Raw genomic sequence first — 14246 nt, forward strand, 5'->3', positions numbered from 1 at the left:
ACAAAAATAACCATCGATTTAACAAAAATAGCCATGGAGAAACCAATGCTTGTGCTGATCGCGAAATACCCATAACCAGCGGCCTTGTTTGGTGTGCGCGATGTAGTAATCACGCATGATCTCATCGCCATCCCACCACCCAGAGACAATCCGCTCTGGTCCATGCACTAGAGAGACTTGCTCTTGTAGCGCGATAGGGGCGGGTAATTGCATCGCTGGGCGCAGCAGAGCAGGGATGGTGTTAATCGGCACATCCGGCTCGTCAGCTGGGCGATATTGGCTGGCTTTCTCTGGCCTTGGATCGCAGGCAATATTGGGTTTGAGTACCGCGCTTTTGCCCAATTTAGCTTGCAGTAAAGAGAGCAGCTCTAACGCGTTCATTTGTCCTTTTTGCCCGGCAAAGAAATCGCGTGCAGAGCTTAAAGGTTCACCTTGGCGTTTTACTTGTAACGTCAGACCGATTACAGGACCGTTTAACGTGACGGATTCCAGACTCAAACTTGCGAGCTGTTGCCAACGTTGACACAAGTAATCGCCTTGCGCGGATGTGAGTAGAAGGTGCTGTGCTTGTTTGTCTCGCTGGTGGAGGGTTAAGCACAGTTCAAACGCGACTTTATCGCGTAGCTTGAGAAAGGTTTCGAGCTGACGAAGCAACTTAGCCAGTGGCTTTTCAATCCATTGGACGTTTTCGATCTCAAACAGTAGCTCCAAATAAACTTGGAAGGATTCGGTTGGATGATAAAAGTCGACAGGATGCTTGAACTGCCCAGTCAGTCGACCAACGTAATTCACCAAATCAATGTCGAATCGGCGTGCGATGTCTTGTAGCGGCAGTTCAAGCAAGCCTTGCAGTGTGGTAACACCAACACGCTGTAACTTTTCAACGGTAGTACTGGATAAATCCGTCAGTGTTAGGGGCAGTGGCGATAAGGCTTGCCGCATGGCCGATTTGTCTTCGCTGATGAAGTTCGTTCCTGCCAATGCCATCAACTTGGCAGAAAAAGGCGAAAAGCCACACCCGAATTGAAAACTCAGTTTCAGCTCCGATAAATGAGCGCTGACTTTAGTCCAATAGTTTTGTAACCCTTCATACAGATTAAGCATTGGGGTTGCGCGCAGTAAAATCCCTTGGCTTGGTATCAACACAACATCAGACGTGATCAAATACAGCCACTGGGCAATTTCTTGTAACTTGCTTAACTCAGTTTGCGGATGATAAGGGTGTACTTGGATATCTCGGCACAAGGACGCGGCACTGCCTAAACCCATGTTGGTCTTAATACCTTGTTGTTCAGCAATCTCATTGTATTGAATGATCCGACAGCGTTGGCTTTCTACAATTACCACTGCTTGCTCTTGGTTATCACCAAAGAGGGCATCTAACTGTAGGCGAGGGAAGTGCAAGTAAATCCACAAAGCCATATCGCTAACCTTGGCTCGCTAATGGGAAATTGACCACGGTCGATGGAATATGGGTTGTACTTGGCATTACTAATTGCGGGTAGTGGTGCTGGAAGTTGATATCGACGCTGCCTTTGCTCCAACCGCCTTTTCGTTTGAGAACTTCTACACTCACACCTTGCTCATGACCTTGTAGCTTCAGGCTCAATGAAACAGGTAAAGACAAACGATTGGTCATGTTGGGTTTGAGCATAAACAGAGGGCAAGAACCTTGCTCGCTCGCCACTTGCAGGCGTTTTACTTGGTGGATCTCTAGCTCATCTTGCCATAGCAAAACGTTGGTACACACGCCGCTCTTGAGGCATTGCTCTGCTGCCCATAATGCATCACGCTGATGTTCAGGTGTGATCACCCACACCTGGTTGATGTCCAAGCCAATGCTGTGGAGGAACAATGAATTTATCAACGCTGGTGGCTGAATGAATGCTGTTACCCCTCTCGAAAGAGATGCTTTTAAGTAAGGTGCAAGCAAACGCAGCTCACCAATGCTGCCTACGGATTCCATTTCTACCACACCGTGAGGAGGAAAGCCGCCGCAAAGCAGGGCATCTAGCTCAGGAAAACCAGAACTATGGAGGAACTGATGGTCGTCTGCTTTGGTTAAATTTGCTTGCCAAACAAGATGTTGGCTTTTTAAGTGTTGGATGATGTCTTGCATAAATAAAATACCTGTATGTATATACAGTATATTTCTGTAGGGAAAAGTCGCAAGATTTTTATAGGAAGAAATACGAAAAAAGGCAGCGTTTGCTGCCTTTTCAATCGATTATGTGAGGTAACCTGAGTTGGTTACTTACGCTTTGGCTGCGCGTCGATACATTGGCCGTTTACATCAGTGACCGCAGGATCCATTAAATGAAGGTACAGCGGCATGATATCCAGTGGAGTTTTTAGTGTATTCGCATCTTCACCTGGGTAGGCTTTTTCACGCATACGAGTGCGAGTTGCCCCCGGGTTAATTGCATTAACGCGAATTGGCGTGTCGCTCAACTCATCTGCCAATACCTGCATCATGCCTTCTACGGCAAACTTAGAAATAGCGTATGAACCCCAGAAAGCACGACCAGAGTGACCAACGGTTGAAGAGGTAAAAACAATACGCCCCGCGTCTGATTTTCGCATGATAGGTAGCAGAGCTTGGGTCATCAGCACTTCGGCTTTCACGTTAATCTGCATGATGTCATCGAAGTCTTCTTCATTGATTTGCTCAAACGGACACAGCGTGCTGAGAACGCCGGCGTTGTGCAATAGGCCATCCAAGCGACCAAATTGACCTTCGATGGTTTCTGCCATATCGATGTAGTGCTGCTTTGTTGCACCTTTCAAGTCAAGTGGGATGATCGCAGGCTGAGGGTAGCCCGCAGATTCGATTTCATCGTAAATGGATTCAAGGTTTTGAACGTTTCGACCAAGTAGAATCACAGTCGCACCGTGCTGAGCGTAAGAAAGTGCGGCTTGGCGACCGATACCATTGCCTGCACCAGTGACAAGAATGACTTTACCTTTTAGGGCATCTGCTGAAACGGAGTAGTTCACGGTAGTAAATCCTTATTATTGTATCTAGTTCCGACGTACAGGCTTCATGTTCGTTTGTGTAGAAATGCGCCTGTTTCTCAATGGAAAATCTTGGTAATCGTGACAAGTTGGTTACAATACACCAATTCATGTGTTATACCAATTCCAGAACGGTTGTCCGGTATGTTATTTGAACGCTATCAATCAGAACAAGAGGTTACTGATTTTCTTGCCTTCTCTCTGATTTTTCTACGTAATATATTGATGACTATCACTGGTATGAGATAGAGGAACTCTCATTGGAATTTTTATTAGATTACGGTCTGTTTTTAGCCAAGATTATCACCGTCGTAGCGGCAGTTGTTGTGCTGCTGATTATTGCAAAATCAGCAGGTGGTAAATCAGGCGCGGCAAAAGGCGAATTAGAAGTTACGAATCTTTCTGAGCGTCATAAAGATGCGGTAGAACAACTAGAGCATCACTTGCACGATGATGCTTTCATCAAAGCGCGTGATAAAGCGGTTAAGAAAGAAGAAAAAGAAAAGAACAAATCTCGCGAGAAAGAAATCAAACAAGCGAGCAAAGAAGGCTCTCTTGATAGCAAACGTGAACCACATCTGTTCGTTCTGGATTTCAACGGCAGTATCGACGCCAAAGAAGTAGCATCACTGCGTGAAGAGGTGACAGCAGTATTAGCCGTCGCTCGCGAAGGTGACGAAGTTCTGCTTCGTCTAGAGTCTGGTGGTGGCATGGTTCATGGTTATGGCTTGGCATCTTCTCAACTTGATCGAATCAAAGCAGCTGGTCTGCCTCTGACAATTTCTGTCGATAAAGTAGCAGCAAGTGGCGGCTACATGATGGCGTGTGTGGCTGACAAAATTGTGTCAGCACCGTTTGCGATTGTTGGATCTATTGGCGTTATTGCGCAGATCCCTAACTTCAACAAACTGTTGAAAAAGCATGATATCGAATACGAACAGCTGACTGCGGGTGAGTACAAACGTACACTGACCATGTTTGGTGAGAACACCGACAAAGCGCGTGATAAGTTCAAGCAAGAGCTTGAAGAAACGCACGTACTATTCAAAGACTTCATCCGTGAGCGTCGCCCTGCGCTAGAGCTTGAAAAAGTGGCAACAGGTGAGCATTGGTTTGGCACGCAAGCGAAAGAGTTAGGGCTGGTGGATGAAATCAGTACTTCTGACGACCTTGTGGTTGCGGCATGCAAAGAGAAAACAGTGTTGGCCGTTCAATACGTACAGAAGAAAAAACTGGCGGATAAACTTGCTGGCGTTGCTAGCAAAGTGGCTGATAGCGTGGTGCTGAAACTTGCAGAGCGCGGTCAAAAGCCGATTGTTTAATCAATAATACGGCTATTTAAAGTAAAAACGGCGAGGGTGAAAACTCTTGCCGTTTTTATTGGAACTTTCCCCAATAGCGTGAATCCAACTGCGCATTAGGTGTAATGCTTTACAGGACATTTTTCCTCGCCCCAGAGGGCAATTACCCGTATAATACGCGCCTCGAAAACCGAGCAAATTGCTGAAAAAGAAATTATAGGTGGAGAAGAACATGTCCTCTCAAACTCCGGTTGTTACCGTAGATGGACCTAGTGGTGCAGGTAAAGGCACTTTATGTATGTTGCTAGCAAAGAAGTTGGGCTTCCACCTTCTGGATTCTGGCGCGATTTATCGTGTACTTGCACTTGCAGCGATTCACCACGGTGTAGACACTGAGTCAGAAGACGCGCTTGTCCCACTAGCTACTCACCTAGACGTTCAGTTTGTTGCTGAAGGTGACCTAGTAAAAGTGATTCTAGAAGGCGAAGACGTTTCAGGTGAACTTCGTAAAGAAGAAACCGGCATGGCTGCGTCTAAAGTGGCAGCACTGCCACGCGTTCGTGAAGCATTATTGCGTCGTCAGCGTGCATTTGAGACCGCTCCGGGTCTTGTTGCTGATGGTCGTGACATGGGTACGGTTGTATTCACGGGTGCACAAGCGAAAATTTTCCTTGATGCAAGTGCAGAAGAGCGTGCAAATCGACGCCTTAAACAGTTGCAAGATAAAGGGTTAGATGTTAGATTTGCTGACCTTTTGAGCGAGATCCAAGAGCGTGACGACCGAGATCGTAACCGCCCAGTGGCGCCACTACGCCCTGCAGAGGATGCGCTTGTGCTAGATTCTACGTCGATGACTATCGACGAAGTGGTAGAAAAGGCACTACAATATATCGAATCGAAGCTAGCTGAGTAATGATACTCGGCTAGACTAAGAGCGTTGGTCGCAAGGATGATGACTGGCGAATTTAATAACCCCATGCGGTAGGATACCCGTGGACGTTTAATTTATTGAAGATTAAATAAATGACTGAATCTTTTGCTCAACTCTTTGAAGAGTTTCTAAACGAAACAGAATTCCAACAAGGCAGCATCGTTAAAGGTACTGTAGTAGCTATCGAGAACGGTTACGTTCTTGTTGACGCTGGTCTTAAGTCTGAATCTGCTATCCCTGCTGAACAGTTCAAGAACGCTGCTGGCGAACTTGAAGTTGAAGTTGGTGCTGAAGTAGACGTAGCTCTAGACGCTGTTGAAGATGGTTTCGGTGAAACTCAACTTTCTCGTGAGAAAGCTAAGCGTCACGAAGCTTGGATCGTTCTTGAGAAAGCTTACGAAGAAGCTGAAACTGTTGTTGGTATCATCAACGGTAAAGTTAAAGGCGGTTTCACTGTTGAACTAAACGGTATCCGTGCTTTCCTTCCTGGCTCTCTAGTAGACGTACGTCCAATCCGCGACACTGCTCACCTAGAAAACAAAGAGCTAGAGTTCAAAGTTATCAAACTTGACCAAAAACGTAACAACGTAGTTGTTTCACGTCGTGCAGTTATCGAATCTGAGAACAGCGTTGAGCGTGACGAGCTTCTAGAAACTCTACAAGAAGGTTCTGAAGTTAAAGGTATCGTTAAGAACCTTACTGACTACGGTGCGTTCGTTGACCTAGGTGGCGTTGACGGTCTTCTACATATCACTGATATGGCTTGGAAGCGCGTTAAGCACCCATCTGAAATCGTTAACGTTGGTGACGAGATCCAAGTTAAAGTTCTTAAGTTCGACCGTGAGCGTACTCGCGTATCACTAGGTCTTAAGCAACTAGGCGAAGATCCATGGGTAGCAATCGCTAAGCGTTACCCAGAAGGTCACAAACTAACTGGTCGCGTAACTAACCTAACTGACTACGGCTGCTTCGTTGAAATCGAAGAAGGCGTTGAAGGTCTAGTACACGTTTCAGAAATGGATTGGACTAACAAGAACATCCACCCATCTAAAGTTGTTAATGTTGGCGACGAAGTTGAGGTTATGGTTCTTGAGATCGACGAAGAACGTCGTCGTATTTCTCTAGGTCTGAAACAGTGTAAAGCTAACCCATGGCAGTCATTCGCTGAAGCACAAGCTAAAGGCGACAAAGTTACTGGTAAGATCAAGTCTATCACTGACTTCGGTATCTTCATCGGTCTAGAAGGCGGCATCGACGGTCTAGTTCACCTATCTGACATTTCTTGGAATGTTGCTGGCGAAGAAGCTGTACGTGAGTACAAGAAAGGCGACGAGATCTCTGCAGTTGTTCTAGCAGTAGACGCTGAGCGTGAGCGCATCTCTCTAGGCGTTAAGCAAATGGAAAACGACCCATTCAATGCTTACGTTGCTGATAACAAGAAAGGTGTTCTAGTTAACGCTACTGTAACTGCTGTTGACGCTAAAGGCGCTACAGTTGAAATCGCAGAAGGCGTTGAAGGCTACATCCGTGCTTCTGAAGTATCTCGCGATCGCGTAGAAGATGCTTCTCTAATCCTAAGCGCTGGTGATGTTGTTGAAGCGAAGTTCACAGGTGTTGACCGTAAGAACCGCGTAATCAACCTATCTATCAAAGCTAAAGATGAAGCTGATGAGCAAGAAGCAATGGCATCTATCAACAAGCAAGACGAAGCTGCTTTTGGTAATGCAATGGCTGACGCTTTCAAAGCTGCTAAAGGCGAATAATTTACTCGCTTAAGCTAAAAAGGAGCCGCAAGGCTCCTTTTTTATGCTTGTTACAAACTAAGTAGTAATACTAATGTCGATAAACTATCTTGGTAAAAGGCATTTTTTCATTACGCATTTTGCATAAAATTTGTCTAGAATTGATAGCAAGTGTTTGTTGGAATTAGTATTACTTACTATAATGAGTGATAAAAATACTCTAAGAGGGCAACTATGACTAAGTCAGAACTGATTGAAAGACTCTGCGCTGAGCAAACACACTTGTCAGCGAAAGAGGTAGAAGATGCTGTAAAAGATATTTTGGAGCATATGGCCTCTACACTAGAGACCGGTGATCGTATCGAGATCCGTGGCTTTGGTAGTTTTTCTCTTCATTACCGCGAGCCTCGCGTAGGTCGCAACCCTAAAACTGGCGATAAAGTGGAATTAGAAGGTAAGTACGTTCCTCACTTTAAACCAGGTAAAGAATTGCGTGAACGCGTAAATATTGGCAGTTAATTGTCAACTAACGGTTTGAAAAAGCGGCATACTCTACAGTATGCCGCTTTTTTATAGCCAAAAAGTGAGCAAGTAGAGTTGAATCTAGCACCTAGAAGTGACTTCGGTATAATATACGTGGTCTGAAGAAACATTTTCCTGCATAATCTTACCTACTTACTCCTCTAAGGGTGATGTAATATGAAAATTATAAAAATTATCGCTGTACTAGCTCTCTTTTTAATTGCACTGGCTTTAGGTTCTCAAAACCAAGAGATCGTAGCTTTTAACTACTTAATTGCAAAAGGTGACTTCCACCTTTCAACATTGTTAGGTGTTGTATTTGTGGTTGGCTTCGCATTGGCATGGGTAATCTTTGCTAGCATTCAGTTTAAGACGCAGCTTCAAGTTCGTCGTTTGAAAAAGAAACTGAAAAAATACGAGCCGATAGAAGCACAGAAACCTGCAAAACCTGCAGTAGAAAAACAGGCATAAGGATAAGGCCCAACTTTAATGCTTGAACTACTCTTCTTGTTATTGCCGATAGCCGCCGCGTATGGCTGGTACATGGGGCATCGCAGCGCTCAGCAAGACAAGCAGAAGCAATCTCATCAAATATCCCGTCAATACGTGACGGGTTTAAACCTGCTTTTGTCTGACCAGTCAGACAAAGCGGTTGATCACTTTATTGAATTGCTCCAAGTCGATAATGAAACGATAGATACCCATCTAGCGCTGGGTAATCTTTTCCGTTCTCGAGGTGAGGTGGATCGCGCAATTCGTATTCACCAAAATCTCATCTCACGTTCTGGCCTGACCTTGGATCAGAAAAATCTCGCTCTTCAGCAGCTAGCTAAAGATTATATGGCTTCGGGCTTTCTCGATCGTGCTGAAAAGATATTCGAGCAGTTAGTTGAAGAACCCGATCATAAAGAAGGCGCTTTGCAGCAGCTTGTCACCATTTATCAACAGACCCGAGAGTGGGATAAAGCAATTTTCTATGCCAATCAGCTTTCCAAGCTGGGTAAAAAGCGCACTCGAATTCGTGCCAATATCGCCCATTTCTGGTGTGAGCTTGCCATGCTTGATCAAGCTGACGGTAATACCAATAAAGCCATTCAACACTTCAAGAAAGCACTCTCGGAAGATCCGAAATGTGTCCGCGCCAGTATTTCGTTGGGACGACTGTATTTAGAGTCTGAAGACTATAAGCACACTATTAAGTATTTGACTGGCGTACTAGAGCAAGACAAAGACTTCGTCAGTGATGTACTGCCTACCATTGCGGAGTGTTACCATCACCTTGGTCAAGAAGAAGAGTTGGTAGAATTTCTACGTACCTGTATAGGTAAAAAAGCGGGCGTGTCGGCCGAGTTAATGTTGGCTCAGCTTGTTGCTCATCATGACAGTGTTGGTGCTGCTCAAGAACTGTTGACTAAACAGTTATTGAAAAATCCTACCATGAAGGGCTTTTATCGCCTTATCGACTACCATATTGCAGAGGCGGAGGATGGCCGTGCAAAAGACAGTTTGTCGACGCTTCAAGCAATGGTTGGTGAACAGTTAAAAGTTAAACCACATTACCGATGCAGGAAATGTGGTTTCTCCACTCATTCCCTTTACTGGCATTGTCCATCTTGTAAAGGATGGGGGACGATCAAGCCAATCCGAGGATTGGACGGTGAATAATTTTAATGCAGCTGGCAGAGTTTCTGTCCGCTGCATTTTTTTAACCTTTTATTTAATAAGAACCAAAACTAGTTAGGAGATGAAATGATCGACCAAAAAGTTATTGTCGCACTGGATTATGACAACCAAGCAGATGCACTTGCGTTCGTAGATAGAATTGATCCTGCGTCATGTCGCCTAAAAGTAGGCAAGGAAATGTTTACGCTATTTGGTCCTGATTTCGTACGTGAGCTTCATAAACGTGGTTTCTCTGTGTTCCTAGACCTGAAATTTCACGATATCCCGAATACGTGTTCAAAAGCAGTTCGCGCTGCGGCTGAGCTAGGTGTATGGATGGTGAACGTTCACGCGAGTGGTGGTGAACGTATGATGACGGCATCTCGTGAGATTCTTGAACCTTACGGTAAAGACCGTCCACTGCTGATCGGCGTGACTGTGCTTACAAGCATGGAGCAAAGTGATTTGGCAGGTATTGGCTTGAACGTTGCACCTCAAGAGCAAGTGATTCGCCTAGCAACGCTGACAAAGAATTCAGGTCTTGATGGCGTAGTATGTTCTGCGCAAGAATCATCGCTACTGAAGAATGAACTTGGCAAAGAGTTTAAGTTAGTGACTCCGGGTATTCGTCCAGCAGGCTCAGAACAAGGTGATCAACGCCGCATCATGACGCCCTTAGATGCAATCCAAGCGGGTTCTGATTACCTAGTGATTGGTCGTCCTATTACTCAAGCTGCTGACCCTTCAGCAGTACTCGCTACAATTAATGCAAGCTTGTTAAACATGTAAGTTTGAACAACATAAAATTAAGAAGGCGGAGTGGTAACACTTCGCTTTTTTGTTTACTGCTTTCCTCAAAAAGTCGAAAGGCGAGAGTCTTGATATTCACGAAGAAGCTAGGACTTCTAACTATAACGATCACACTTTAGTAACATAATGAGTTGTGATGATGGAAATGTGCAACCATGTGTTATTGATGGGTTGCGTTACAAATACGTAACGAATACTATGCAATAGATGCATTCACTGCGTTGTAAGGTCTAGGATGACCTAGTGAAACTCTCTGATTTTAATACTGAAATAGAATGGAACTTGCTTAGTATTATCTCCTTCATGATTTCTTGAACTGCGTTCACCGCATTCTCTCTGGGGTTCACTTGTTTTTTCCTAGTTTACGACGTAAACACAACAAGGAAGAATACAATGATAAGAAACCTGCCACTTACGGCACTGGCAACCTTGGTCGCTACGAGCTTTCAAATAAACGCTACGGAACTGCCAGCTGATATCGAATGGATTTCAAATAATAACGAACCATTATTTGCTTCAGAAGAAGCAGTAAGAGGCGGGACGCTGCGTACTTATATGCTGAGTTTTCCTCAGACTCTTCGTAGTGTAGGTCCTGATGCTAACTCTGGTCTTCGTCAGTACTTTATGGATGGTGCTCCAAAACTGGCTCAGCGTCACCCAAATACGGGTAAATGGATTCCTCAGCTTGCTAAAGAGTGGGCGTTTGGTGATGACAATAAAACCGTTTACTTCAAGCTTGATGACACAGCGAAATGGTCGGATGGTGAAAAAATCACCGCGGACGATTACGTATTTATGATGAAGTACTACACATCTAAAGACATTATTGACCCTTGGTATAACGACTTCTTCAAAAACAGTATCCTGAGCGTCGAAAAGATCGACGAGTATACCATTAAAGTTGATCTTGCCGTTGCGCAAAGCCATGACTCATTGATGGTAATGATAAACATGCCAAGTAATGGTTTTCAACCTCGTCCAGAGCATTTCTTTGCTAAAGAAAAAGATGAAAATAATGATGGTATGCCGGACAACTTTGTCCGTAAGTTCAACTTTAAGGCTGAACCTACGGCTGCGCCATACTACTTAGATAAAGTTAAGAAAGGTAAGAGCGTAACGTTTAAACATGTTGGTGACGATTGGTGGGGTTACAACAATCGTTATTACAAGAATCGCTACAATGTAGATAAAGTGCGTATTACAGTGATTCGCGATCAAGACATTGCGATGAAGCATTTTGAAAAAGGTAATCTAGATTACTTTGACATGGTATTACCAAACCTTTGGCATGACAAAACAAGCGGTGATGTCTATAAAAATGGTTATGTGCAGAAGTATTGGGGATTCAACCAAGCACCTCAAGGCGCTGGTGGCTTATGGATGAATACTGCTATGCCAATGCTAGACGACTTAGAAGTACGTAAAGGTGTCATGGCTGCAACGGATTATGACGGCATGATTGAAAACATCATGCGTGGTGACTACTCGCGTAAACCTCATGGTCTTGGCTTTGGTCATGGTAACTATGATGATCCTAATAACACACCTCCAAAGTTTGATGCCGCAGCTGCGATTAAGCACTTTGAGAAGGCAGGCTTTGATAAGATTGGCGCTGACGGTGTTCGTATTAATGACAAGGGGCAACGCTTAAGCTTTGCAATTACCTATGGTTACAACTCATGGACTCCACGTATTGCTTACTTAAAAGAGCAAGCAAAACTGGCTGGCTTGGAATACACACTGAATCTTGTTGATGGTTCATCGGCATTTAAGTATATCCTTGAAAAGAAACACCAATTAGCCTTCTTGAATATGGGCTCTGGTGAGATTCCTGCGTACTGGGAGTACTTGCACTCTGATAACGCGAACAAACCACAAACTAACGCGCATACGAATTACAGCAGTCCTGAGCTAGATAAGCTGATTGAAGCGTATGACAATGAGTTTGAGCAGCAGAAACGCTACGACCTATCACGCCAGATCCAAAAGTATGTATCTGAAGCGAATATCATTGTTCCTGGATACATGGTTCCTTACACGCGTGAAGCACACTGGCGTTGGGTTAAAGTACCAAAAGATGGTATGACGAAGAGCACAGAGTGGATGTTCCACCCAATGGATGTTGGTAACTTCTGGATTGATAAGACAGCGAAGAAAGAAACAGAAAAAGCAATGAAAGCGGGGAAAACCTTCCCAGAAGTCACTTTCATTGATGAGCGATACAAGCTGTAATCGAACAGAGAATAAAGAGCCCACCATTAGGTGGGCTTTTTATTTTAAGCAACTTTAGAACTGGGTACGCCGCTATGAAACTTAAAGTCGTCGTCTAGAGTGCTAATTAGTTCCGCTTCGATTTGGCCGAAATAAGTCACACGCTCACTAATATCTTTGCCAGCAATTTGCTCTGCGAGTATCAAGTAATCTTGATAGTGACGCGCTTCTGAACGTAGTAGGGATACGTAGAATTTTGCGATATCGTCATCCATGTGCGGGGCTAGTTTTGCAAAACGTTCACAAGAGCGAGCTTCGATGTACGCACCAATGATGAGCTTATCAATCAACGTTTCTGGCTCGTGTGTTTTCATGTGCGAAATTAGAGTTTTTGCATAGCGACTAGCTGGAATGTTTTTGTATTCCACCCCACGGCTCTCCATGATTTCCAATACTTGGTAGAAATGGTGCAATTCTTCTTTGATCAGCAAAACCATCTTATCAATTAGATCTTGGCTATATGGCGAATCTGATTTTGCAATGATCGCTTTAGAGATATTACTTTTACCCTTCAATGTCGCAAGTGAGCCCGTTTTGCGATAAGCGAAATCTTCGTAGGGTTTGAACCAATCGAGTAAGGTGTGGGCACTAGTTTGGTCTACTGCGTATTTACGGATCAAGAACATCGCTGACTGCCCAGCCTTGAGTTCACACAGTAGGTGATCCAACAAAATAGTTTGAAGGTTTTCTGGCTTTTTTGCTTCCTCAACCCATTCATCTGGGGTGCTGCATTGTAAGAATTGGTTAATTGGAGCAAGAAGATCCTGATAGGCATCGAGATTAATCATTTTAATTTTTAGCACTTTACATTCAAATTTTATCTATTCAGCTTATGCCTATTCAAAACGATAAGACGTAAAAAAGGCTGCAAACGCAGCCTTTAATCGAATAGGGTGGAAAGCTTTTATCGAGTTTACCACTTTTTCTTTTCACCGAAGAGTGCTTCCATATCATTGTCACGCTCTTTATCGGCAATTTGCTGGACCTCGGCATCATTCTTATCTTGACGTTTCTTATCTAAGTCACCAAGCATTTCTTCAAGCTTTTGTTTAGCTTGAACAGAGTAAGCATCATTTTTTGTGCTTAGAGCATCAATACCTTTACGAAGCAATTGTAGTGCAGTGCCAGGCTGACCTCGAGCGATAGAGTCATTCGCTCGTTTGATTACGTTTTCGATGTTGATGCGGATTTGCATTGTTTCTAGACGAGCGTTTTCAGTCACGTACGTCTGAGTATCTAGGCGGCCTTTGTTGTGCTCATTTCGGATAGTGTCACGTAGGCGCTTAACCAGCTTAAGCATAACAATCGCTTGCTTATCACTGGTTGGTAGCTTAAAGCTGGTGCTATCTCCACCTTTATAATTGGCTTTCAACTGGTCGATTTGTTGCTTCATATTTTCGATTCGTTGAACAAGCTGCTTATTCTTTGGATCTAGCTCTCGCATGCTTTCCAGTGCATCGAGAATGCGGTTATTAAGACACACTAAAAGTTCTTTACTGAAAGGAATATGGTGCGCATGTCCGATAAGTTCTTCAGTCCCATCTATGAGTGCTACATATCGAGCTGATTCCTGTCTTCTCGCAGTTTCAACTTTAACTTTATATTGCAGCATGATGTTATAGCCGAGCACCAACACCAATAAGATGGCAACTAAGGCAATGATTAAACCAATATTCATATCTTCTGTGTCTGCTTATATTTTTTTGATGGCTAGCGTTCAAGAATACATGAATCTTATCTTACTCGGCACCCCATTTGTTTGATTATTTTGCATTAGGCACATTTTGATGATGAATTGAACAAAGAATGCGGCCTAAAGAACAAATAAAGCGTTCTACGCGCAAGGATTTATGAACCTAACATCTCGAGGTTACTTGGGTGTATATGGGTATAAGTTAGAAAGATCTGTTAATTTAATGGTTAACACGTTATAACTAAAGATTATATCGTGCCAGCTAAATAGCTTGATGCGCTTATGCGTTCGGCAAGATG

13 protein-coding genes are annotated in these 14246 nt (G+C 44.0%); 8 read left to right on the forward strand and 5 right to left on the reverse strand.

The features are described from left to right. Window positions 1–18 precede the first annotated feature (18 nt). From BSZ04_RS13445 to BSZ04_RS13455, 3 genes are all read right to left on the reverse strand, one after another. The gene (locus BSZ04_RS13445) at window positions 19–1422 is read right to left on the reverse strand and encodes a Y-family DNA polymerase (protein ID WP_088880558.1); all 1404 of its coding nucleotides are present in this window, start codon (window positions 1420–1422) and stop codon (window positions 19–21) included. Between the two features lie 4 nt (window positions 1423–1426). After that, window positions 1427–2119 carry a translesion DNA synthesis-associated protein ImuA gene (imuA, locus tag BSZ04_RS13450; protein ID WP_088880559.1) on the reverse strand — a complete coding sequence of 231 codons (693 nt, stop codon included), beginning with the start codon at window positions 2117–2119 and terminating at the stop codon, window positions 1427–1429. Window positions 2120–2250: 131 nt separating this feature from the next. Continuing rightward, window positions 2251–2997, reverse strand: a complete 747-nt coding sequence (locus tag BSZ04_RS13455) for a YciK family oxidoreductase (protein ID WP_038882777.1) — start codon at window positions 2995–2997, stop codon at window positions 2251–2253. A gap of 278 nt (window positions 2998–3275) precedes the next feature. Between BSZ04_RS13455 and sohB the strand changes: the two genes are divergently transcribed. From sohB to BSZ04_RS13495, 8 genes are all read left to right on the forward strand, one after another. Beyond that, window positions 3276–4337 carry a protease SohB gene (gene sohB, locus BSZ04_RS13460; protein WP_010449242.1) on the forward strand — a complete coding sequence of 354 codons (1062 nt, stop codon included), beginning with the start codon at window positions 3276–3278 and terminating at the stop codon, window positions 4335–4337. Window positions 4338–4548: 211 nt separating this feature from the next. Beyond that, window positions 4549–5229, forward strand: coding sequence for a (d)CMP kinase (gene cmk, locus BSZ04_RS13465; RefSeq protein ID WP_010449241.1), 681 nt, complete (start codon window positions 4549–4551; stop codon window positions 5227–5229). 110 nt (window positions 5230–5339) lie between these two features. Further along, on the forward strand, window positions 5340–7010 hold the full coding sequence (gene rpsA, locus BSZ04_RS13470) for a 30S ribosomal protein S1 (RefSeq protein WP_010449240.1): 1671 nt from the start codon (window positions 5340–5342) through the stop codon (window positions 7008–7010). A 213-nt stretch (window positions 7011–7223) separates the two neighbouring features. Continuing rightward, on the forward strand, window positions 7224–7508 hold the full coding sequence (gene ihfB, locus BSZ04_RS13475) for an integration host factor subunit beta (protein ID WP_010449239.1): 285 nt from the start codon (window positions 7224–7226) through the stop codon (window positions 7506–7508). A 180-nt stretch (window positions 7509–7688) separates the two neighbouring features. Continuing rightward, on the forward strand, window positions 7689–7982 hold the full coding sequence (locus BSZ04_RS13480) for a lipopolysaccharide assembly protein LapA domain-containing protein (RefSeq protein WP_010449238.1): 294 nt from the start codon (window positions 7689–7691) through the stop codon (window positions 7980–7982). Window positions 7983–8000: 18 nt separating this feature from the next. Continuing rightward, window positions 8001–9176, forward strand: coding sequence for a lipopolysaccharide assembly protein LapB (gene lapB / locus BSZ04_RS13485; protein WP_010449237.1), 1176 nt, complete (start codon window positions 8001–8003; stop codon window positions 9174–9176). 84 nt (window positions 9177–9260) lie between these two features. Then, window positions 9261–9962, forward strand: coding sequence for an orotidine-5'-phosphate decarboxylase (gene pyrF, locus BSZ04_RS13490; RefSeq protein WP_088880560.1), 702 nt, complete (start codon window positions 9261–9263; stop codon window positions 9960–9962). 414 nt (window positions 9963–10376) lie between these two features. After that, complete coding sequence (locus BSZ04_RS13495; protein ID WP_088880561.1) at window positions 10377–12215, forward strand: extracellular solute-binding protein; 1839 nt, start codon at window positions 10377–10379, stop codon at window positions 12213–12215. A gap of 44 nt (window positions 12216–12259) precedes the next feature. Here BSZ04_RS13495 and miaE read toward each other — a convergent pair whose 3' ends face one another. After that, window positions 12260–13042 carry a tRNA isopentenyl-2-thiomethyl-A-37 hydroxylase MiaE gene (gene miaE, locus BSZ04_RS13500; RefSeq protein WP_010449234.1) on the reverse strand — a complete coding sequence of 261 codons (783 nt, stop codon included), beginning with the start codon at window positions 13040–13042 and terminating at the stop codon, window positions 12260–12262. Window positions 13043–13167: 125 nt separating this feature from the next. After that, window positions 13168–13932: a hypothetical protein gene (locus BSZ04_RS13505; RefSeq protein ID WP_010449233.1), complete on the reverse strand. Its 765-nt coding sequence runs from the start codon at window positions 13930–13932 to the stop codon at window positions 13168–13170. Between the last annotated feature and the right edge of the window lie 314 nt (window positions 13933–14246).

This window comes from Vibrio rotiferianus (assembly GCF_002214395.1).
GTDB classification, from domain to species: Bacteria; Pseudomonadota; Gammaproteobacteria; order Enterobacterales; family Vibrionaceae; genus Vibrio; species Vibrio rotiferianus.